The sequence below is a fragment of the Bradyrhizobium ottawaense genome (assembly GCF_900099825.1).
Classification (GTDB): Bacteria; Pseudomonadota; Alphaproteobacteria; order Rhizobiales; family Xanthobacteraceae; genus Bradyrhizobium; species Bradyrhizobium ottawaense_A.
In genome coordinates this window covers 6,343,213-6,365,229 of record NZ_LT629693.1, presented here as the reverse complement: position 1 = coordinate 6,365,229, position 22,017 = coordinate 6,343,213, and the positions used below count along the sequence as shown (strand labels likewise).

20 protein-coding genes and 1 pseudogene are annotated in these 22,017 nt (G+C 60.1%); 8 read left to right on the top strand and 13 right to left on the bottom strand.

Annotation, left to right across the window (positions count from 1 at the left end):
• Window positions 1-72: 72 nt before the first annotated feature.
• From BLR13_RS29795 to BLR13_RS29785, 3 genes are all read left to right on the top strand, one after another.
• Window positions 73-267, top strand: a complete 195-nt coding sequence (locus tag BLR13_RS29795; protein ID WP_074830951.1) for a hypothetical protein — start codon at window positions 73-75, stop codon at window positions 265-267.
• A 221-nt stretch (window positions 268-488) separates the two neighbouring features.
• The gene (locus tag BLR13_RS29790) at window positions 489-1,367 is read left to right on the top strand and encodes a tyrosine-type recombinase/integrase (RefSeq protein ID WP_074816409.1); all 879 of its coding nucleotides are present in this window, start codon (window positions 489-491) and stop codon (window positions 1,365-1,367) included.
• Window positions 1,368-1,377: 10 nt separating this feature from the next.
• Window positions 1,378-2,595 (top strand): IS91 family transposase, encoded by a 1,218-nt coding sequence (locus BLR13_RS29785; RefSeq protein ID WP_074814607.1) that lies wholly within the window; start codon window positions 1,378-1,380, stop codon window positions 2,593-2,595.
• Window positions 2,596-3,348: 753 nt separating this feature from the next.
• On the opposite strand, the gene BLR13_RS29780 is transcribed toward BLR13_RS29785, so the two are convergent.
• The 5 genes from BLR13_RS29780 to BLR13_RS29760 all read right to left on the bottom strand — a co-directional run bounded on the left by BLR13_RS29780 (window position 3,349) and on the right by BLR13_RS29760 (window position 6,646).
• Complete coding sequence (locus tag BLR13_RS29780) at window positions 3,349-3,825, bottom strand: thermonuclease family protein (RefSeq protein ID WP_074830952.1); 477 nt, start codon at window positions 3,823-3,825, stop codon at window positions 3,349-3,351.
• Between the two features lie 52 nt (window positions 3,826-3,877).
• Window positions 3,878-4,414 carry a hypothetical protein gene (locus BLR13_RS29775; RefSeq protein ID WP_074816413.1) on the bottom strand — a complete coding sequence of 179 codons (537 nt, stop codon included), beginning with the start codon at window positions 4,412-4,414 and terminating at the stop codon, window positions 3,878-3,880.
• Window positions 4,415-4,562: 148 nt separating this feature from the next.
• Window positions 4,563-5,234 (bottom strand): hypothetical protein, encoded by a 672-nt coding sequence (locus tag BLR13_RS29770; RefSeq protein ID WP_074816416.1) that lies wholly within the window; start codon window positions 5,232-5,234, stop codon window positions 4,563-4,565.
• Window positions 5,231-5,914, bottom strand: a complete 684-nt coding sequence (locus BLR13_RS29765) for an SOS response-associated peptidase (protein ID WP_074816419.1) — start codon at window positions 5,912-5,914, stop codon at window positions 5,231-5,233. The genes BLR13_RS29770 and BLR13_RS29765 overlap by 4 nt, the downstream gene beginning before the upstream one ends.
• A 270-nt stretch (window positions 5,915-6,184) precedes the next feature.
• Window positions 6,185-6,646, bottom strand: a complete 462-nt coding sequence (locus BLR13_RS29760; RefSeq protein WP_244524965.1) for a hypothetical protein — start codon at window positions 6,644-6,646, stop codon at window positions 6,185-6,187.
• Window positions 6,647-7,018: 372 nt separating this feature from the next.
• On the opposite strand from BLR13_RS29760, the gene BLR13_RS29755 reads away from it, so the two are divergent.
• Window positions 7,019-7,267, top strand: a complete 249-nt coding sequence (locus BLR13_RS29755; RefSeq protein ID WP_074816423.1) for a hypothetical protein — start codon at window positions 7,019-7,021, stop codon at window positions 7,265-7,267.
• Between the two features lie 264 nt (window positions 7,268-7,531).
• Here the strand turns inward: BLR13_RS29755 and ltrA are convergent, their stop codons facing one another.
• Window positions 7,532-8,863 carry a group II intron reverse transcriptase/maturase gene (gene ltrA / locus BLR13_RS29750; RefSeq protein ID WP_143039567.1) on the bottom strand — a complete coding sequence of 444 codons (1,332 nt, stop codon included), beginning with the start codon at window positions 8,861-8,863 and terminating at the stop codon, window positions 7,532-7,534.
• Window positions 8,864-9,773: 910 nt separating this feature from the next.
• Between ltrA and BLR13_RS29745 the strand changes: the two genes are divergently transcribed.
• The 3 genes and pseudogenes from BLR13_RS29745 to BLR13_RS29735 all read left to right on the top strand — a co-directional run bounded on the left by BLR13_RS29745 (window position 9,774) and on the right by BLR13_RS29735 (window position 13,409).
• Window positions 9,774-11,246 carry an ABC transporter substrate-binding protein gene (locus BLR13_RS29745; RefSeq protein ID WP_244525292.1) on the top strand — a complete coding sequence of 491 codons (1,473 nt, stop codon included), beginning with the start codon at window positions 9,774-9,776 and terminating at the stop codon, window positions 11,244-11,246.
• Window positions 11,247-11,514: 268 nt separating this feature from the next.
• The gene (locus BLR13_RS29740; protein WP_143039600.1) at window positions 11,515-12,249 is read left to right on the top strand and encodes a hypothetical protein; all 735 of its coding nucleotides are present in this window, start codon (window positions 11,515-11,517) and stop codon (window positions 12,247-12,249) included.
• A 135-nt stretch (window positions 12,250-12,384) separates the two neighbouring features.
• Window positions 12,385-13,409, top strand: a pseudogene (locus tag BLR13_RS29735) (IS110 family transposase).
• 266 nt (window positions 13,410-13,675) lie between these two features.
• Here BLR13_RS29735 and BLR13_RS29730 read toward each other — a convergent pair.
• Together BLR13_RS29730 and BLR13_RS29725 are read right to left on the bottom strand one after the other, a co-directional pair.
• On the bottom strand, window positions 13,676-14,410 hold the full coding sequence (locus BLR13_RS29730; RefSeq protein ID WP_074816427.1) for a Crp/Fnr family transcriptional regulator: 735 nt from the start codon (window positions 14,408-14,410) through the stop codon (window positions 13,676-13,678).
• A 542-nt stretch (window positions 14,411-14,952) separates the two neighbouring features.
• Window positions 14,953-15,921: a Bug family tripartite tricarboxylate transporter substrate binding protein gene (locus BLR13_RS29725; protein ID WP_074816429.1), complete on the bottom strand. Its 969-nt coding sequence runs from the start codon at window positions 15,919-15,921 to the stop codon at window positions 14,953-14,955.
• 177 nt (window positions 15,922-16,098) lie between these two features.
• Here BLR13_RS29725 and BLR13_RS29720 point away from each other — a divergent pair, with 177 nt between their 5' ends.
• Window positions 16,099-17,184: an amidohydrolase family protein gene (locus tag BLR13_RS29720; RefSeq protein WP_074816433.1), complete on the top strand. Its 1,086-nt coding sequence runs from the start codon at window positions 16,099-16,101 to the stop codon at window positions 17,182-17,184.
• Window positions 17,185-17,193: 9 nt separating this feature from the next.
• On the opposite strand, the gene BLR13_RS29715 is transcribed toward BLR13_RS29720, so the two are convergent.
• From BLR13_RS29715 to BLR13_RS29695, 5 genes are all read right to left on the bottom strand, one after another.
• Window positions 17,194-18,033, bottom strand: coding sequence for a phosphodiesterase (locus BLR13_RS29715; RefSeq protein ID WP_074816438.1), 840 nt, complete (start codon window positions 18,031-18,033; stop codon window positions 17,194-17,196).
• Between the two features lie 8 nt (window positions 18,034-18,041).
• Entirely contained in the window at window positions 18,042-19,103 is a 1,062-nt protein-coding gene (locus tag BLR13_RS29710; protein WP_074816441.1) for an ABC transporter ATP-binding protein, read from the bottom strand.
• Window positions 19,100-19,885: an ABC transporter permease gene (locus tag BLR13_RS29705; RefSeq protein WP_074830953.1), complete on the bottom strand. Its 786-nt coding sequence runs from the start codon at window positions 19,883-19,885 to the stop codon at window positions 19,100-19,102. The genes BLR13_RS29710 and BLR13_RS29705 overlap by 4 nt, the downstream gene beginning before the upstream one ends.
• A 4-nt stretch (window positions 19,886-19,889) precedes the next feature.
• A complete protein-coding gene (locus tag BLR13_RS29700) occupies window positions 19,890-20,705 on the bottom strand; it encodes an ABC transporter permease (protein WP_074816444.1) in 816 nt (271 codons plus the stop codon).
• A 156-nt stretch (window positions 20,706-20,861) separates the two neighbouring features.
• A complete protein-coding gene (locus tag BLR13_RS29695; protein WP_074816446.1) occupies window positions 20,862-21,869 on the bottom strand; it encodes an ABC transporter substrate-binding protein in 1,008 nt (335 codons plus the stop codon).
• Window positions 21,870-22,017: the final 148 nt, after the last annotated feature.

The window sequence follows — 22,017 nt, the reverse complement described above, 5'->3', positions numbered from 1 at the left end:
TACTCGCGCTGCAAATGACAGGAATAGGTCGCGTCGATACCAAGATATCCATCGGATTGAATGGAGAGTGCCATGAATGACAAATTATTCCATCTGATAGCTGGCACAATTTTCGCACTTGTTGCGCTGCTTCATGTCTTGCGAATCTATATGGGTTGGCCAGTTGTGGTTGGCGGCTGGAGCGCGCCAATGTGGGTAAGTTGGATTGGCCTCATTGTTGCGGGTGGCTTGGCCTACTTCGCCTTAACCCTCAAGAGTCACAGATAATCATACAGGCATTAGCCCTAGCGCGTTCCTGTAAAGCGCCGTGACCGCCGTGACATTGGCTATTCATCTGTAAGCGCGATTTCCGCTTTGGGTCCAACGGACTAAACCGCTCGCGCGGTAGGGCGCCTGCGGCTGGCAGCACAGCCAACACGATAGCGCGGCGGGGCGTCCTGTCTTGAGATGAGGGGTTCGCAACCTCCATCAAGACAGGAGCATCCCTCATGACCGATAAGGCCATAAGCCCGCTGCGGCAGCGCATGATCGAAGACATGACGATCCGCAAGTTCGCGCCGAAGACCCAACATGACTACGTGCAGAGGGTCAAGCACTTCGCTGCCTTCCTCGGCCGCTCGCCCGACACGGCGAGTTTTGAAGACGTACGCCGCTATCAGCTCCATCTGGCGACGAGCGGTGCCGGCGTTCCGACCCTCAACCAAAGCGTCTCGACACTGCGGTTCTTTTTCAAGATCACGCTCGGGCGCGCCGACATCGTGAACCACACCCAGTTTATCCACGTGCCCCGCAAGCTGCCGGTGGTCCTGAGCCCGGAAGAAGTCGCCCGCTTTCTCGATGCGGCACCGGAGCTCAAATACAAGGCGGCATTGAGTGTAGCCTATGGAGCCGGATTGCGCGTGTCCGAGGTGGTCGCGCTGAAGGTATCCGACATCGACAGCAAGCGCATGGTGATCCGGATCGAACAGGGCAAGGGCCACAAAGACCGCTACGTTATGCTTTCGCCGCATCTGCTCGAGCTGTTGCGCGCCTGGTACAACGCGGCACGTCCACAGGGGTGGCTGTTTCCCGGAATGAACCCGGTCAACCCGATGTCAGCGCGCCAGCTCAGGCGCGCCTGCGATACCGCGGCCCAGATGGCCGAGATCGGCAAGCAGGTGTCCCCGCACACCCTGCGACACAGCTTTGCGACGCATCTTCTGGAGCAGAACACCGATATCAGGGTGATCCAGGTCTTGTTGGGACATGCCAAGCTCGACACCACCGCGCTCTATACGCGTGTCGCCACCAAGACCATCCGGGAGATCGTGAGCCCGTTCGATCGCATTACAACCAAGCTCAGGGAGGGCGCCGAACCGCCCGCCTGAAGCGCGGCGCGTGTCGCGTCCATCGCTGGAGGTCGCGGATATCTTCCGCGGCCACGGCCCGGCATGGCGCCGGGCCAATGCCGGCCATGTCAGCCTCGGCCAACTCAAGGTGATGTCGGCGATCGAGAACTGCCGCACGGCGGCCCTCGGCGGCCATGTCGCGCGCTGCGAGCAGTGCGCGCACAGCCAGATCTCGTACAACTCTTGCCGCAACCGGCACTGCCCGAAGTGCCAGGGCGCGGCAGCAAAGGACTGGCTGGCCGCGCGCGAGACCGACCTGCTGCCGGTGCCGTACTATCATGTCGTGTTCACACTGCCGGCGGCCGTCGCCGACATCGCCTACCAGAACAAGGCTGTCATTTATGATTTGCTGTTCAAGGCATCCGCCGAGACCCTGATCACCATCGCAGCCGACCCCAAGCACCTCGGCGCCCGCGTCGGCATCACCTCGGTCCTCCATACCTGGGGCTCCGCCATGACCCATCATCCGCACGTGCACATGATCGTGCCGGGCGGCGGAATCTCATTCGACGGCGAGCGCTGGGTGGCGTGCCGGCCCGGCTTTTTCCTGCCGGTGCGCGTGCTCTCTCGCCTGTTCCGCCGACTGTTCCTGGAGAAGCTGATCGCGGCCCACAAAGCCGGCCACCTGAAGTTCTTCGGCGGCCACGCCGCCCTCGCTGACGCACAGGCGTTCGTCGCGTATCTCGCCCCATTGCGCCGTGTCGAATGGGTGGTCTATGCCAAGCGTCCGTTCGGCGGGCCACAGGCCGTTTTGGCCTATCTGTCGCGCTATACCCACCGTGTCGCCATCGCCAACAGCAGATTGATTGCCTGCGACCGCAACGGCGTCACCTTCCGATGGAAGGACTATCGCACCGAAGGTCGTGATCGCCAGAAGGTCATGACACTCGGTACCGCCGAGTTCATCCGCAGATTCCTGACCCACGTCCTGCCGCACGGCTTCCACCGCATCCGCCACTACGGCCTGCTCGCCAGCGGCACGCGCGCCGGTAACATCGTCCGAGCGCGCCGATTGCTCGACCCATCAACGGCACAGCCCGAGGCCGCGGATACAAGGCGCGCCGAGACTGAGGAACCCAAGCCGCTATCGCAGCCGTGCCCGTGCTGCGGCGGTCGCATGATTATCATCGAGAGGTTCCAGCGCGGATGCTCACCGCGCACCCGTCCCGCCGCAGCCCCTGCCACGATCAGAATCGACACATCATGATCAGATCACGTTCGATGCAACATCCCAGTGCTGCAGTTCCGCTGCGCCGGCTATCGGTCGGCAATGACCATGCTCGCCGTCGCGCTGCTCACGATAGTCGCCGTCTCATTCCATCACCGCCGCGCAACTCCGATTCTGCTCCTTGCAACCGGCCGACCCGCTTCGTAGCGCCCGCGATCGCCTGCCGAGAAAGCTCCCAACCCACCTCGGAAAAAGACCGGCAGCAGCTAAATCCCCATAGCGCCTGACGCACCACCTCGCCACGCCTCCCGCGGTTTCCTCCCCTGGAGGTTTGCGTACGCCGGCCCCCGTGACCACCGCGCCACCTTCATGGGCCGCCATCCGCAAACCTTCACAATAGTGGACATCCTCTATCGAACGATCATTTAAGCCTTGGCCCTTTTATGCGCTAAGCCTGTGCCGCTTCCGGTTCACGCCGATGCAGCGCCCGCATCACGCCAATCCGGCCAACATCGGATAATCGCCGTCATGCTCCGCGACCAGCGTGCGCCCGTTGGACGGCTCGATTGGATCGAAGAACCGTTGGCCCCAAGACAACCTGATTATGACCGAGCAAGCGCGAAGTAAATCACGTACAGCCAGCCCAAAATACCGTGGACAATTGCCCAAAGTATCGAATGGTTCTCGGGGTAGGATATCGCCATAGCAAGGGCGGACCCAAAGCCCACTCCGTATTTTGCCCCCTCGACGCGGACTCCGTAGTAACGATTTCCGTTCATGTTCGGAACCCTCCTATTGCTGATCAGAACAAGTAACAGGCGATCCGCCTGTTCGTCTGCAAGCGCGGTATCTCCAAGGCTCAACAAAACTGCCGCCCCACATCCCACGGTCTAGCTGCTCCGCCTTATCATGCACCGCAGCATATGCGCCCTTCGAGTACTGCGGCCAGTCGAGCGCGAGGCCGTTCTTGACCAACCATTCCGCCAGGTCGACGCCAGCAACGGCGCAGACTGCTACGGCGCGCCTGTATCGGACACGGTCAACTTCAACGCACTCGACCGGGCGGTGGGCAATGAAGGTATCAAGATCGTTCGCGGCCTTCTGCCCGCAGCGATACTGTTCGCTGTCGTCATTCCGGCAAAGCTGATCGGATTCCGGTGCGTCAATTCCCCAAAGGCGAACACGCTGGCCATGAATTTCTATTGTGTCGCCGTCGATCACTGTGGCTTGGCCGGTAAGGTCGGCGGCGGCGGCGGTCGAGGCGAGCATAATGGCAGCAACGAAGATCGCCCGCCACAGAAAATGCGCTAGAGACCGCTGATTATGCATTGCAAAAGACTAACAGTTGGCTTTTAGCCGTAGGTAGCCGATCGTAAATTGCGCTTCGGCTTTCTTCGGTTAGCACTGGCGTACTTCGCTTCCGATCAGCATCAATATAGGATTTTGTCGCGTCGTTCAGGTCGACCAAACCTGCGAGGACAACGACGAGATAGCGAGCCAAGTCGCGCCCGGATGCCGAGCGAGCAGCAGTCAGGTTTTGAACGACAACCTTTGCTTGGTCATGGAACTGCAATGCTGCATAGTAGCGACGGCCCGCGACAGCATTGAAGCGCGCTCTGCTTTGCTGCTCCAAGGCGATTTTAGCTTCGTTATGAATGTATTCCGCTTCATCTGGGGGGACTGTTTCGACCATGTCTACTATTGAACGGGCGTTGCGAAGCAAGTTGTCAACTTGACCCATGGTGAATTGTTGCTCTTTGCAACGCTGATCGCCAATCATTTGCGCGGAAGCATTTGACGGTAGCATTAAGAAGACAAACAGTACGAGTGTGATCCGAGGCATGGTGATTTGGTCCAATATTTTCGGCCATATTGCAAACTTTGAAGTGGCGGGAAAGTCTAGATCGCCAAGCCAGATTTCCTCCGTCTCTTAGACAAAGAGTCGTGACCCGATTCGCCGCCGCCGGTAGCGGGATTAGATCGTTGGGAGCCACGTTAGCCCCTATTTAGGCAAGGCTGCGAATAGCAGACACCATCGACTTCGAAGCGCCTGCTGTATCAAGGATCCTCACGATAACGCTGAGGTGGTCATCAAAGGTAAATTGCTCGGGGTCGACTCTCTCGCCGTCGAAAACATTCCAAACAATACCGGCCACGCTATGAAGCTTCTCATATCGCGCGAACGGCTTCAGATACTCCGGTGAAGCGAGATTTAGAGCGCCAGAATTGCTCGTCTTCCCGATAAGATGCTCCTTCTCGCTTTCATGGAAAGCGGTAGTGACAGAGTGCTTTAAGAGCCATGTTATCGTCGCGAGATAGTCTCCGAACTGCCGGTTCGCGATTTCGGCACGAAGCTCTTTGATTGGAAACGTGTGCTCTATGTGGACTGATTGGGTTTTCTTTGATCCGCTTCTCTGTTTCGTCTTGATGAAGGTATCCGTGCGAAATATCGCTCCAGCACAGAGTCCGCCATTACTGACGTTTCCTTTGGCCTTGTATCCAAATTTGTCATGAAACTTCCGTAGGTCATCGGGCAGTGAGCTTGTGGCGTGCTCATCGCCGTTGCTCGCCGCCATTATTCGCCTTGCTTGCAGGAATTCCAAATCAGGGTTGAGCCTGAGCCGCTTTCTCCATTGGTCAAGAAGTTGTGTTCTCTCGGCCTCCAAAGCGTCTTTCATGCCCCGACTTCTCCAGCCTGGGCCGCGGCCCGATCTTCCTTCTCTGCACCCCGCATGACGATCTTCAGCGCATCATCCAGCAACGGTCGCTGTAACGCCTTCGCCTCATCCCACGGCCCGCGCATCCATACGTCGCACTCTTCATCGGTGGTCAGGATAACCGGCATCGCCTTGGGATGGATCGGTTCGACAACCGCATTCGCTGCCGTCGTCAGGAAGCCATAGACGAGGTGCGGCCCTGGTATCGGCCTCGACTTGGTGCCCCGGTCGCCCTTGAACTCGGTCCAGATGCCAGCGAAAGCGAATAGCGGTCGGCCCTCGTTGAGGGCGAACCACACCACGTCCTTTTTCTTGGTTTCCGGGTTAGGCTCTGGAGCATATTCCGCGAAGCTATTGGCCGGGACAAGGCATCGGTTCTCCGGCTTGAGCCAGCCGCGCCAGTGCGGTGACGACGTATTGCGGATGTTGGTGACCGGTGGCCCGCCCGTGCGTAGCGGTGGCGGCATTCCCCAACGCATCGTGGTCAGCTCGCGCTCGTCGCCAGCGTTACGCACTACCGGGGCCGGATAGTCGGGGAACACGCCGGGCATCGGCGGCAGGTTGCCGACGTATCGATTCATGATTTTGAAGAGGCGAATGATTGCCTCTTGGTTTGTGGTGATGCTGTAGAGATTGCACACAAGTCAGCCTCCAATTTTGCTCACGTGCGCCTTTGCAAATGGGCCACACGTGCCTCAATCGTTAATCCCACATGCGCATCATCGGCGCGCCTCTGACTTGGTTGAATACAGCATCGATAATACGCAAGGCATCCCCTTCAAGATGCCGGACGACGGGCACGCCCCCTTTGCTCCAATCTCTGCGCGGATATCTCGCCCAATATTCTGTGTGAGCTTCGTTGATCCAAAGAAGTCGCCGTACATTGTCACTACCGACATCCGCCATGTTGATTAGCCTCTCGCGTTCTTCGGATCAAACTTCGGCCAATTCTTGAGTGGCTTTATTGCAGGTAAATCGTTTGGGCGCTCCGGGAAATGAAACTCAGTGCCGCGCAACCAACGTCCTTCAAATGTATCCCAAAACAAGATTGCGTCCGTCTGCCAAGTGAATTCATAAACACACCACAAACCTTCGTCTCGAATGTTCTCACCCGTTGCGTTGAATGGAATGCTGTTCAGCCTACAGAGCGCGTTGATGCGGTCGTAGTGCGCCCGCACATAGCTGTCCTCTAACGCGACGTGGTACGGGCGGCTCGGTTTCCATCGATCACCGCCGCCCCTTGGATAAAAGCCTTGCCGCTGCATCAAGAATTCGGGCAAACGAGCGATGGCCTTCGCGATGCGTCGCGCTTCGTCGGAGGTCAGGTGACTGTGGCCGAACGACCATTTCTGTAGATCGTCGCGGAAGTGCACGGAGGCAAGCCGGAGGCCGTTAGCATCCCGGACTTCGTAACAGTCGGCACCGGATTGTTCGACGCGCCACGGGGCCGGAAATCGACGTTTTTGGTCGCTTGACATCATGAGAACAGAATGAGAACATCTCGGGCGTCCAGTCAACTCTGAACCGTTCATGTCGTGGAATGCTGCGCCCAATCCACAGGCGGACGCGGCCAGGCTTTTGGCAGCGGACCAGCGATTGCGGCGAGCGGCGGTGACGTGCGCGACGCGCTCAAGGCCCTGATCGTAGCGAACGAATATCTTGATCAGAGGTCTGCGAATTGATGCAGGCTGTTTCGCATACCTACGTGCGGGGAAGATTCAAGGCTTACACCGGGTGAGAATATCATGGCCGGAATGACATATTTCGTGGCGTTGCCTTTCGATGTTGCTGACGGCAGCGTCGTTGTTGGTGAACCGATTGAATGTCTAAGCCCTGCCGCCGCGATAGAGCGTGCGCAAGGTCTTTGGAAAATTTTAGGTCATACAGGCGCGGTTGCGTTCAGCCGCACGGGTGACCCTGCCACCGGCGATTTCAGCGATGCCACGGTGCTGCGAAAGTTCGGCAATGTGCCGGAGGATTTGAGTGCGCTGTGATTAGCCGATGATAATGGTGACGACCGCCCTTATTGGCCTTTGGTGATGTCCGTTTTCAGGGGAGGACCGGACTCGTGGGGTGCAGCGCGGGATCGACACGAATGGTAGAGTCGAAGTGTGACGCGGTAGTTTTAGGTTCGAACATATCTGTTTCCGCCCCTTTCGTTTGGCGGTGCCTTACTGGTTCGACCATGGCCCCGTTTTCACACTCCGCTCATCGAACCGGACAGGCGGATTTCCCGCATCCGGCTCTCGGACAAAACGTCACGCCTTCACCCACGGCACGTCGTGCCCAAGCATGCTCAGCCGTACGAGCCCGAAGTGCCCGTAGAGATGCGGGAGTGGATAGGTCCCGCCCTTGCGTCGCCTGACCTTGTGCTTGATGCGCAACCACCGGCGCAACCGCATCGCGGTGTAGCTATCGAGTGCCCGATACGCCTTGCTGACAGTGCCTACTTGGAAGTAGTTCGACCATCCGCGCAGCGTGCGGTTCACCTTGCCCACCAGCTTTGTGGTTTCTTGCCATGTCCCCGTTCGGTCTGTCAGTGCGTGGATTTTCTCAACCATGCGCTTGATGCTCTTCTTCGATGGCCGGTATCCCAGGCGCGCCTGGCCGGTTCTCTCTGAGAACATCCGTCCGAACGTGTAGCCCAAGAAGTCGAACTCACCTTCCGGAACCCTGCAGATTCGTGTCTTCTCCTCGTTGACCGTGAGCTTCAGCTTGCTCATGATCTTGCGCAGTTGCTGCAAGGCTTCTTCGGCTTTGCCTCTCCGACACAGGATCACGAGATCGTCGGCGTAGGTCACGATACGAGAGCCGAGGCTTTGCTCCAACCCGAGCATATTCCATCCCAGCACAAACCGGCGCATGTAAATATTCGCCAGTAGTGGGGAGATGGGTGACCCTTGCGGGATGCCTCGCCGGTTGTCCCGGGCTTCGGTCGTGCGTGTCTTCCTTCCTCGATCATCGGTTTCTTCTACGGGGCATTCCAGCCACATCTTGATCAGATGCAGCACGCGCCGATCAACAATCCGGCGCGCTACCGACTTTAGTAGTTCGGCATGGGGGATGCTCCCGAAGTAGTCCGCGAGGTCGGCGTCAACGACTTCCGGATGGCCGCGGAACAGCAGCCGGTCCACCTCAATTACCGCCTGCTGGGCATTTCGCCCAGGACGGTACGCGTACTGTTCGGGTGGAAGGTCGGCTTCGAAGATCGGTTCCAGCACCAGCATCGCTGCCGTCATGCAGACCCGATCCCGCACGGTCGAGATGCCCAGCGGCCTGAGCTTGCCGTTGGCCTTCGGGATGAACACTCTTCTGATAGGATCCGGTCGGTAGCTTTCCTCCCGGAGCGCAAGCGCCAGTTCGCCAAGCCATCGCCCTACGCCATACGCATCGATATCCGCAAAGTCTTGACCGTCCACACCCGGTGCGCCCTTGTTGGAGCGGCACTGGGCATAGGCATGGGCCAGAATGTCCTCGCGGCTGATCTTGTCGTACAGGGCATAGAACCGATAGCCGGCTTCTGCCTTCGCTTTCGCGTGCAACGCCTTCTGCAGTTTCTGAACAGTTTTCGGAGTTGATAGGTTACCCAATCTCCAAATCCCTCACTACTTGTTGCGTCTGTCTTGAACTGAGGTCCCTTCCCTCCACCGGCGTTACCCGGCTTCAGCGGTACTGCGAACCTCTCCGCCACCCCAAGGCGCCCGACCTGTCCCTCGCGGGCGTTCGGTTGGTCATCGCTGGCCACGCCATGGGGCTTCCCGTGTTGCGTACGCTTTCCTTGTGTACATGCCGTCGCCACTACCCCGGCGCAGCGGCTGGGAGTATTAATTCGCTCTTGCACCCAACCGTATCAGCCTTCCCCGAAAGAGTGGTCGGGTCGGCCTGCGCATCGTCCTTTTCGAGGTTTGCTCGGCGTTTACTCGCGTTACGGCCTGCACACTCGCGCTGTCACCAATTCGTGACACGCATACCGAAGGCTTCAGCCACTTTGTTACCTCCATGACTGCTCCGGTTGCTTCCGGCTGGAGCGGTTGCCGGGTGGGACTTACACCCACTGGAAAGCGCCGCCTTTCCACGGCGCACACCCAAAGCGGGCATCGGCGAGGCCTTCCAATATCCGTACTAAGCTAAGCTTATGTCACCTCCGAGCTTACGAGCGAACCCGAACGCGGCGACAACCGTGGTGACCCCGCGGTGCACCGTCGGAAGGAGTGACTTCGTCCCTGGATTGAGGTAGTTTTTTGCTTCCCTCGCGGCCCGCCGAAGCCTCGCGGGACAAGAGACGGAGCCGCCTCCTAGGCGACCGCGCTTTCGATTTTAACTATTTTTTCGGACCCCTCTTTTTCGGAGTCCTTTTGCATCGGGCGGGCGCCTGCAGCGAAAGGAGCGCAGCAGCGCGCTGGATATCCTTGCTCCAAGGGAGGACTTTCCATGACAAGGCGAATCTGTTTGCGCGTAGCTCTTCGGACCGCGCTTGCTGCCGGAGCGAGCTTGCTGGTAGTGACGGGAACGGCTCAAGCACAGAAGCAGGGTGGCAGCATTACGGTGGGCCAGGAATTGGAAATTCCCGGCTTCGATCCCTTGAAGGTCGGCGTGTACGATACATCCGCGCAATCCGCGGCGGCGTTGATCTACGATACTCTAACCTACCTCGATGATAAGGGCGAGCCACAACCGAAGCTTGCGCTGACGTGGACCCATTCAGAGGATTTCAAGACATGGACTTTCAAGCTCCGGCCGGGCGTGAAATTCCATGACGGCACGCCGTTCAATGCGCAAGCGGTGAAGGACAATTACGGCCGCTGGAAGGATCCCGCCAACAAATGCCGCTGCGCATTCTACATATCCGGCATCCACGACGTGCAGGCGCCCGATGAACTGACGGTCGTCTTTAATCTGAATGATCCGGCGGTGACCCTGCCAGCCAATTTCAGCTTTCCAGGCCCCACCAACGTCACCCATTCGCCGACTGCCTTTAAGACCAAGGGCGACGACTACAACCGCAATCCCGTCGGCACCGGTCCCTACATCCTGAAATCATGGAGCGCCGGCGACCGCATCGTGCTCGAAAAGAACCCGGACTACTGGAACAAGGGCCGTCCCTATTTGGACCGCATCGCCCTGAAACCGCTACCCGATGCGCAATCGCGCTTTGCCAGCGTGCAGTCAGGCGAAGCCGATATCATCTGGGATGACGAGTACGACGCCGACAATATCCTGAAGGCGCAGAAAGATCCGAAGCTGACCGTGCACACCTATACCGGGTCCGGTGCGCAGGTGTGGGCCTTTAACACCAAGGTCGCGCCATTCGACGACGCGCGCGTGCGACAGGCCCTCGTCATGGCGCTCGACCGCAAGAAGTGGTCGCAGGTGGCGACCAATGGTCTTAGCCGACCCGCGACCAATCCCTACGGCGACGGCTCCTGGGTCAAGTGCAAGGATGACGGTGCATTGCCTTACGACGTCGAGAAGGCGAAGGCGTTCATCAAGGACTACGGCAAGCCGGTCGATTTCAAGATGATCATTTCCGCAACTCCGCGCGGCCGCACCAATGGGCAGGTGCTACAGCAATTCTGGAAGCAGGTTGGCGCTAATATGGAGATTGAGCAGGTCGACCAGGCCACCATCCCTCCGCGCGCTTTCATGCGCCAGTTCCAGCTAACGCCGTGGCGCATCGTCGATTTCCCCGATCCCGATCCTCAGATGTTTGCCAATTTCCACACCGGCAGCCCGGTCGCGCTCGCAAATTATTCCGATCCGGAACTGGACCGATTGCTCGAACACGCACGGTCCACTGCCGAGTTGGAAACGCGTACCGAGGACTATTGTGCGATCAGCCGGCTGGTCAACAAGGAGGCGATCTGGTTCTGGGCTTTCCAGAACACTTACTACGCTATTTCAACGAGCAGGCTGAAGGGCCTTCCAAAGCTCCATAGCGGAGTGATCGACGTCTCCAACGCCTGGCTGGAATAAACCCCACGCTGGGATTTTTCGCGAGCGGGGGCGCGGAGAGGCGCGATGTCCGAGTCTGTCACGAAACGGACCTCCCTCGATGTCGGCAGTTCGGTCTCTATCGGGAGAAAGCGGTCATGGCGTTTAGGCGGTCCGACTTCTGAAATTGACCGGGAACGAACATTCCGTAGTTCGTCGCTTTTGATCCAAGATACTAACTGCTCTATAGAGCTCGATCTTTATCTCTAGGACCCATCGTCGGACCGGCTTGGATGGCAAGGACAGTTCCGTGGCACGTTTCGTAATCGTAACCGCCGCCGCACTAGTTGTGGGTACGACGTCCGCAGCCGCCACTCCCTATTCCTTTTCGGATCATCCATCGCAAGATGGCCGATGTATTGGCGACAACGGTGTCGGCGATATTGATCGATCAGAGAGCGCCCAGATCGGCGGGACGGCACAGCGTATTGGACCCGGCCTGCAGCTGAAGTTCGGAAACGGTTATACGAAAATATATCTCAACGAAGACGCTAAGTGTCAGAGTGACACCGTGGATGACTGCGTGAAATATCAACTGACGGGTTATTTCCCCGAGCACAATATTATCTTGATCGAGGTCGATTACTGGGAAGGCGTGAGCTGGCTGCTGGTGTGGGCCAACACGGGTGACAGCATAGCAATTGTCGCGCCGCCACACTATTCGCCAGACAAGCGCTGGCTGGCATCCGTCACTTCGGCCGAGGGGCCGTCCGGACCTCCGAACGGGATGGATATAGTCCCAAGCAGGCGCGCGGCCTCTCTCAAAGAGTGGCACTATCGCATCCCCGATGACGAAAAATGGCTCTATGAATTGCTGGCTGGGAGGGAAATACTCGCGTCAAACTTCTTGCGTCATCACTGGGAGCACCCCAACGAAACGCCACGACTTCCATCGAGCGCCGGGATAATGAGTGGCATTTCCAGGAGCCGCTATAACAACCGCGCGTATGACTTCCGCTGTTGTCACTTTTCGGAAGTGACATGATGTCCGACGTGAGTCCGAAATGCGCACAAAGCCGACGTCCGCCGACCACTCTGGATTTATGATGGGGTGGACGCCCCGCCGACGGCATCAATGTGCCAAAGTGGAGGTGTTGAGCACCACTTAAGGGAGGCGTCCGTGTCAGAGGTTATCATAATTGGTCTGGACATCGCCAAGCACGTTTTTCACGTTCACGGAGCGGATGAGCGGGGTCGAGCGGTATTCAGCAAGAGGATCAGCCGAGGAAAACTGCTGGATTTCTTCACGGCCCAGCCGAGTTGCACGGTAGCGCTGGAGGCATGTGGCGGAGCACATCACTGGGCCCGTCAGCTCACCCAGCTTGGCCATGAAGTTCGGCTGATCCCGCCTGCCTATGTAAAGCCGTTCGTGAAGCGGCAAAAGAATGACGCGATCGATGCCGAGGCGATCTGCGAAGCAGCACAGCGTCCGAGCATGCGGTTCGGGGCCGTGAAGAGCGAACAGCAACAGGCGGCGGGTCTAGTGTTCCGGACCCGTGACCTATTGGTGCGGCAGCGAACCCAGCTCATCAACGCGATCCGGGGGCATCTCACCGAATATGGTTGGATCGCACCCAAGGGGCCGTCGCATGTGGCGATGCTTGCCGACCTACTCGAGGAAGAGATGGCCCGTTCGCTTCCCGAAGCGGCCCGCGCCATGTTCCGATTGATGTTGGACCTGCTCAGCGGTCTCGAGGGCAAGATCGCGGATCTCGACAAGGAGATCGCGCGCCGAGCTCGCGAGGATGAAGTATCGCGCAGGCTGATGACCGTTCCAGGCGTCGGCCCGATCTCTGCCACCGCGATCGCCGCCCTGGCGCCGCCGGCCGAGACCTTTGCCGCGACTTCGCGGCTTGGCTCGGTCTGGCGCCTCTTCAAAGATCTACAGGTGGCAAGCAAAAGCTCGGCGTGACGTCCAAAATGGGCGAACGCACGCTCAGGCGCCTCCTCATCATCGGCAGCAGCGCCGTCGTGCAGCAGGCGAGCAAACGCGGCGCGCCAAAGGGTTCGTGGCTCGAACAGATGCTGGCTCGCAAACCGCGCATGCTGGTAACCGTCGCGCTCGCCAACAAGATGGCGCGGATCATCTGGGCGCTGCTTGTAAAGCAGGAAAACTACAGAGCTCCGGTCGCAGCCAAGGTGTGAGCCTGGCAGGCCTGAGGTCGTCGCAGATGTAGTCGGTCGAAGGAGGGTATGGCACAACAGTCGGCGAGACGGGGCCGGAAGAACCAGATGAACCCATCGTGCCCAGAGCACGCATTTATGATTTGGTTCCGGTCCGCGAACTCCCATACGGGCCTGCAGCTCCATCGCTGCATCAGAGGCCGGACAGATGGCAGCATCCGACTACGTGCCGATATTCTTCAAATACCGCTTGCATCTGGCGGGGCGTCCACAGATGGGTTCACGCCCTAATCGCCGTCGCCGCCTGGACCGGCTTCGGCCAGTTCGCGAATCATCTCGGCATTCAGCACCACGATGGCGCCATGCTCCAGGCGAACCCAGTCGCGTGAGGCCCAGGCGCGCAGCTGCTTGTTGATGCTCTCCCGCGTCATGCCGACCATTTCGCTGATTTCCTGCTGGGTAATCGCGATGGTTCGGCCTTGCGGTTCGAGCTTGTGCTTCTCGGTCAGGCGAAGCAGCGCGCTGGCCAGTCGCCCTGGCAGATCCTGAAGGATGATCTGTTCGACCTGATCGCTGGTCCGACGCAAGCGATCGCAGAGCAGCTCGATGAACTTCATCGCCAGCGTCGGCTGACTTTTCACGAACGGGATGAACTCGCGCCGGTCGATGACGAACAGCTCGCAATTGCTATTGGCGATCGCGTCGGCGGATCGTGCCCGCCCGTCGAGCAGCGCCATTTCGCCGAAAATCTCGCCGGGCTCGATGATATTCAGGATGGCGTTGCGGCCATCGGGCGAGGAGATGCTCATCTTCACCGTGCCCGAGATAACCGCATACAGGCTGTTGCCGGGATCTCCCTTGGAGAACAGCGTGCTGCCCCGTTTCAGCGTCGAGTGCCTGGCATAGCGGCAGAGCTGATCGAATGCATCCGGCTCGAGATCGGCAAAGATCGGATGCTTGCGCAAGACCGACAGCTTGCTGCTCGTGAAGCCGTGAGCTTCGCCTGTCCTTTGTTGAGGCACGCCAGTCAAACTCCAGGGCAAAACTGAAGGGGATGCAGCCCTTCCGTAATGAACGCCGGTCCGCTTTTCAACCGGAAAGCACGCGACTACGTCGATTTGGCGGCTAATGCATAAAATGATGCCCGTTATTTAACGCCTGGGTAACGGCGGAACCCGGGCTCAATTCATACGGCCACCAGCCGGACACCGTACCGGTTGCCGCAGCAACATTCGTCCCCGATCAAACCGATAGCTGCATTGGGGGCGACCCGCCCGCCCCCCGGAACGGCCGTGTAGGCAGAAACGAGTCCCGCCACGCGGAAAATAGCCGGCCTCCGTTGCGACCGCTTTCTCGGCATCAACCTTCGAGACCGCCCCATGGCAGCAAGATCGGGATAACGAAACAACGCTGGTCTGGATGCGGCAGCCGCATCTCTTTCAATGCCGAGTGCGTCATTCCAAGAGCGGCTAACAGCCCTGTCATGTCGCGATGCAACCCGAGGTGGGCCTTTCCGGATTGATGGCGAGACCGACCGCCGGCCGTCAGCGTCGTCGCCGGCGGTCTATTCGTTGGCGATACCCATTTCCTTGATCACGCGCGCATATTTGGCGAGTTGATCTCGCGTCAGGATCCGCAGTTCCTCCGGCGAACTGCCGCGCACCGCGAAGCCCAACTCCTCCAACCTGCGGCGGACATCGGGGTCGCCGACCGCCTTCAGCGCTTCGGCATTGAGCCGGGCGATGATGTCCTTTGGTGTGCCGGCGGGCGCCAGAATCGCAAACCACGAATTGAACAGGAAGCCTGGCAGGCCGGATTCGGAGACGGTCGGCACGTCGGGGAATTGCGCCAACCTCTTCTCGGTCGTCACCCCGAGCAGCTTGACCTGACCGCCGCGCACCAGCGCCGCGACCGTGCCGAGGCCCTGGAAGGCGACCGGAATCTGACCGGCCGCGACGTCGGTCGCGGCTTGTGTGGCGCCCTTGTAGGGCACATGGGTCAGCGAGATGCCCGCGGCGGAAGCAAACATCGCCATCGCGAGATGCTGCGGGCTGCCCGGACCGCCCGAACCGTAGTCGATCTTGCCGGGCGCGGCCTTCGCAGCGGCGATCAGATCCGCCGCGCTGTTGAAACTGGTGTTGTTGTTGGCGATCAGCCCCCACTCCACCGTCGCCACCAGGGATACCGGCTCGAAATCCTTCAGAATGTCCCAGCGCATCTTGGACTGCAGGTTGGGCACCATGGTCATGATGCTGTCGTTGAAGCCGCCGATCGTGTAGCCGTCCGGCTCGGCGCGCGCGACCGCTTCGGCGCCGATCAAACCCGACGCGCCCGGCTGGTTCAGGATCACGAATTGCTGGCCCATGTTGTCGGCCATCTTTTGCGTCACGATCCGCGCCGCAACATCGACCGCGCTCGCGGCAGCCAGCGGCACGATCATCTTGATCGGCCGGTCGGGATAGGCGCCCTGCGCGACCGCATGGGAGCCAGGGAGCAGCGCAAGCGCCGGGATCAGCAAATGGAACAGGCGCATGTCTGGTGTCTCCTTGCACGCAATCGCGTTTTGCCGATATCGGCCGCGATCTTTCCGGGAATGATTGCCCTCCCGCGTTCAACTTGGCAATGTGGCCGATGCCAAAACTAAAGAATGAGCCGGCGCAACAAGTGTCCGGCCGGGGAAACGCTACCAAAAAATCAAGGGAGGCTATCGATGACCACCCGCCGGAATTTTCTGAAAGGCGCGGCCGCAAGCGGAATCGCGTTTTGCAGTTGCGGCATGCTGGATGCCGCTCATGCGCAGCCAAAGTCCCCTCGCCTGCCGGTCAGGGTCAACGGCAAGCGCGTCCTGACGGTAGACGTGCATTCGCACTGCTATTTTCGTGAGGCCATCCTGATGGGCGACGGGGCCGAGAAGGTCCTGCCACCGGTCAAGGGCGTGCCCGAGCATTTCATCGTCATCGAGCAGCGCCTGAAGGAAATGGACGCGATGGCAATCGACATGGAGGTGCTGTCGATCAATCCGTTCTGGTACGGCAAGGACCGCGATACGGCCGCCCAAATCGTCAAGCTGCAGAACGAGAAGCTGGCGGAGCTCTGTGCCGCCCGGCCGGAGCGGTTTGCCGCCTTCGCCTCCTTGACGCTGCAATATCCCGACCTCGCCGTGCAGCAACTGGAAACCGCGGTCAAAAAGCAGGGCCTGCGAGGTGCTGCGATCGGCGCCAGCGTGCTGGGCGAGGATTTTTCCGAGCCGGAATTCCATCCCGTCTGGGCCAAGGCGGAAGAATTGGGAGCGGTTCTGTTCATCCATCCGCAGAGCACGCCCGAACTCGCAAAACGCTTCAAGGGCAATGGCTGGCTGTCGAACACCATCGGCAATCCGCTCGACACCACGATCGCTCTGCAGCATCTGATCTTCGAGGGAACGCTCGATCGCTTCCCCGGTCTCAAGATCATCGCAGCTCACGGCGGCGGCTATCTCGGCTCCTATGCCGCGCGCGGCGACCATGCCTGCTTCGTCTCGCCGCAAAACTGCAATGCCAACATCACGCTGAAGAAGCAGCCGTCGGAATATCTCAACCAGCTCTATTTCGACGCCATGGTGTTCACGCCGGAAGGCCTGCGGCATCTGGTGGCGCAGGTCGGCGCGAGCCAGGTGATGCTCGGGACCGACCACCCGATCCCGTGGGAGCAGCACCCGGTCGACCATGTCTTCGCGACCACGACGCTTTCGGACAAGCAGAAAATCGCGATTCTCGGCGGTAACGCGGCGAAGTTGTTCGGGATGAAGGAGGCGTAAGCCACCTTCTCAGAGCAACTTCCCATCCGCCCCGAAGAACGGGTGCGGCCCGTCAAATGTCCCGATTGGGACGTGATGGGTGACGACGGTACCGAACCCCTCGCCCGGAAACCAGGTGTGGAGGTGGAAGGCCGGCGGCTCGACCTTGAAGGAAGGCTCACGCAGTTTGGCCAGATCGAGATCGACGGCATGGTTTGGCGCCGGGCAGATCGTGGTCGGCACGCCCGCAAACATCGTCAGCGTGGCGCGGTGGATATGACCGGTCGCGATCAGTTGCACGCGCGGATAACGCCGGATGACAGCTGCAAGCTCGTTCGCGTTGAGCAGATTCTGGCGGTCCATGTGCCAGATGCCGGCCTTGAACGGCGGATGGTGCAGGAACAGCAGCGCGGGACGGTCAGGTGCTGCCGCCAGCGTCGTGTCGAGCCATTGCAGCGTCGGCCCATCGAGCTGACCATGCGGCTTGCCGTTCACGCTGGAGTCCAACAGCAGCAGATCCAGTCCATCGACCTCGATCTTCTGGTTGAGCGCGCCGGCGGCAAAGGCATAGGACGCCGAAGGAAGTGCTGCGCGCATCAATTCGCGCGAGTCGTGATTGCCGGGAATACCCGCGAACGGCAGTTTGAGCGGCGCCAGCAGCCGCTTGAGATATTGATATTCCTCGGCCGACGGGGTGTCGGCGAGGTCGCCCGAGATCACCACGAAGTCAGGTGCCGGATCGAATTCGTTGAGCGCGGCGACACAGCGCTCGAGCGCCTTGGCGGTATCGACCCGGCCATACGCCAGCGAACCCGGCGGCTTGATATGCAGGTCGGAAATCTGGGCAATACGGACCGGTCTTGACGACATATGCCCTCTCACTCCTCTGGCGGCAGCAAACGGACGGCGTCCGGCGAAATCGACAGTCCGACCCGATCCCCGGCGCTGGCCCGGACCGTATTCGGCGCATCGACGGTGAGCAGTTTATCGGATGCGCCGCTGACGACCAGCCGTTGCCGGTCCCCGATGAAACTGACGCTGTCGATGAGGCCTGAGAGCGTCGCACCGCCGGCCTCCGTGACGCGGATGGTTTCGGGACGGATCATGGCGACCGCGGCCGGCATATCTGCCGCGCCGGCAACCGGCTGACGCCCTCCCGGCAACGCGAGATGACCGTTCTCGATCGCCGCCTCGACGATATTCGCCGCACCGATGAATTCGGCGACGAAGCGGTTCTTCGGCGTGAAGTAGATCTCCCGCGGCGTACCGATCTGGGCAATCGATCCCTTCCGCATCACGACCACGCGGTCGCCGAGTTCCATTGCCTCGGCCTGATCGTGCGTCACATAGATCGTGGTGATCCCGAGCGCGCGCAACAGACGATTGAGCTCGCCGCGCAGCCGGTCGCGCAATGCCGCGTCGAGCGCGGTCAAGGGCTCGTCGAGCAGCAGAATGCCCGGCCGGATTGCGACCGCGCGCGCCAGCGCCACGCGCTGGCGCTGGCCGCCGGAAAGCTGATCGATGCGACGGTTTTCCAGCCCGGAGATGTTGGTCAGCGCAACCAGTTCGGCGACCCGCGACGCACGTTCCTTGTCCGGGACGCCGCGAATCTTCAGGCCGTAGCCGATATTGTCGGCCACGCTCATGTTGGGAAACAGCGCGTAGGACTGAAACACCATGCCGACATTGCGCCGCTCGATCGGCACCGGCGTCATGTCCTTGCCATCGAACAGCACCCTGCCGCCGGCGTCGGGCGGTTCGAGGCCGGCGATGATGCGCAGCATGGTGGTCTTGCCGCAGCCGGAGGGACCGAGCAGCACCAGCGTTTCGCCGCGCGCGATGTCTAGCGTCGCGGGTTCGAGCGCGTGGGTTCCGTCGGAAAATGTCTTGCCGCAGGCCTCGATACGCACCGAGGCGCCATGTCCGGCCTGTACCGTCATCGCTTCTGGTCCTTCTCGGCAAACAATTGCATCGCGACCAGAAGCGGGATGATCATCACGAAAAAGATCAGCGTATAGGCTGAGGCCACCTCCAGCCGCATCGAGGCGTAGCTGTCGGCGAGCCCGATCGGCAATGTCTTGGTAAGCGGCGTGTGCAGCATCCAGGTGAGGTTGAACTCGCCGAGCGACAACGTCACCACCATCAGGCTGCCTGCCAGTATCCCCGGCACGGCATTGGGGACGATCACATCGCGAAATCGCCGCCATGGCGATGCGCCGAGCGATGCCGCGCCTTCATCCAGCGTCTTGATGTCGACGGTCGCGAACACGGCCATGACAGAGCGAACCATGAACGGCATGGTGAAAATGACGTGACCGACGAGGATGAAGAGCCAGGAACGCCGGAAATCGCCGAAACTGCCATAGGTCAGGAGCAGCGCCAGGGCAATCGCCAGCCCTGGGATTGCCAGCGGCAGCGTGATGATTTCTTCGACGATCCGCGACAGCCGCCCTCCCCGTACATGCAAGGCGTAAGCGGCGGGTACCCCCGCGGCGAGTGTCACGATTAGGGTTGCCAGCGCGATCACGAAAGACAGCAGGATCGTGCCGGCGTAGAGCTCCCACACCTGCGCTACCCATTTCAGCGTCACGCCGGACTGGATACCGCGAAAGTAATTCACCGTGACGCCGGCGGAAATCGACAGGATCGCCGGCACCACCAGGAACGCGGCGACGAGCAGCGTGAAGATGAACTGACCGGTAAAAATCAGGCGGTCGCGCATGGTTTCATCCAGCCGCGGCGACGGCACTGCCGCTGAAGGAGCGGGCCAGCGCCAGAATGAACCAGGTGATAATGCCGAGCCCGACCGATAAGGCGGCCGAGGTCGAGAAATTGGCGGCCAGCGTAAACTCGGTGTAGATCAGCATCGGCAGCACATCGATATTCGTCGCCAGCGTAAACGCGGTGCCGAACGCGCCCATCGCGGTCGCGAAGGCAATCGCACCTGACGCAACGAAGGCCGGCGCCAGCGCCGGCAGCACGACGTCGCGCTGCACCGCCCACGGGCTGGCGCCAAGGGAACGCGCCGCCTCTTCCAGGCCGACATCGAGCTTCTGCACCGCCGCCATGATGGTGAGGATGACGCGGGGAATCGAGAAATAGAGATAGCCAAGGAACAGCCCGTAGATCGAATAGGCAAACACCAGCTTTTCGCCCAACACGCGGTTAGAGAGATCGCCGATCAGGCCCTGACGCCCGGCGAGCAGAATGATCAGGAAGCCGACCACCACGCCGGGAAACGCCAGCGGAAATGTCAGCATCGCGATCAGCACGGCGCGGCCGGGAAAGCGATGTCGCTGCAGAAACATTCCGGCGATCGTCGCTATGATGAGCGTAGCCACGGTGGTCGCGGCCGCCAGCAGCACGGTGTTGATGAGGGTCGCCCGATAACGCGGCTCGGTCAGGATCGCCAGATAGCCCGCAAGGCCTTGCGGGCCTTCCGCGCCGGTCACGACGAGTCGGGCCATCGGCAGCAGGAAGAATGCCGCCGTTACCGCCGCAAGCGGCAGCAGGCACAGCCAGACGAATGATCTATGTGACATCAAGAATAGTGGTCCCAGACCTATGGTTCTGATGAATCAGAACCATAGCTCCATCTTTTGTTTTGACGCGTTTTCTTCACGCGAACCGGTGCCCACCCACGGATCAAGTCCGAGGGCATGCTTCGCTCGAAAACGCTATGACGGGACCATATTGCCTCAGCGGACCTCGGCGAGATAGCGGTCGACAAAGCCTTTTTGCACGTTTTCCATCTGGCCCCAGTCGACGCTTTTCGCGCGCGCGTAATCGCTGTCGGGCAGGAACTTCTTCTTCACGGCCTCAGGCAATTCGATCGGGCGGGCGGGCCGGAGATAGGCATTGGTCCAGATCGCCTGGCCCTTGTCGGACAGCAGATAGTCCATCACCTTCTTGGCCTTGTCCTTGTCGGGGGCGTTCTTGACCAGGCCAACGACGTAAGGAAACACCACCGATCCCTCGCAGGGGATCACGAATTCGAAATTGCCCTTCTCGGAATACTTCGCGCGATAGGCATTGAAATCATAATCCAGCAGGATCGGCATCTCGCCGGACACGACGCGGGCGTAGGACGTCTGCTTGGGAACGATCGGGTCGTTCTTGCGCAGATCCTTGAAGAAGTTGATCGCGGGATCGAAATTCTTGTCGGATCCACCGAGCGCCAGATTGATCGCGACCGCGCCGACATAGCCTACCGCAGCCGACGACGGATCGAGATAGCCCACCATGCCTTTATAGTCGGGCTTGAGGAGATCCTTCCAGCAGGCCGGCACCGGCTTGCCGCCGAGCGCATCCTTGTTCACGAACAGGCCGAGGGTGCCGGAATGAATCGTGGTCCAGTAGCCGTCGGCATCCTTTAGCCCGGCGGGGACCTGATCCCAGTTCACCGGCTTGTAGGGCTCCAGCGCATCCTGGGCTTTCGCCTTCATGCCGAAGGTGACGCCGAAATAGCCGATATCGCCGACCGGATTGGCCTTCTCGGCGAGGATCTGCGCCAGCGCCTGACCGGAGTTCTTGTTGTCGTGCGGAATGTCGTAGTTGAGGTCGGCCTTGATCGCCTTGAGCATCGAGGCCCAGTCGGCCCATTCCGGCGGGCAATTGTAGCAGATCACGTCGGCCGCTTTGGCCGATTGCAAGGGCGCGATCAGTGACAGCGCCAGCAAGGCGAGAACAAAACGGACGGTTTTCATGGAATACCCCGACTTAGCGTGGAGATTGAGGACTTCAGCACCAACCGAAGAGCAAGTATAGGCCGCGTATGAAGGTTTTGCGACATGGCATGTTGCCGTGCAGCAAACGCCGATGGCGCCGCTGCTGGCATCACCGAATTTGGTCAAC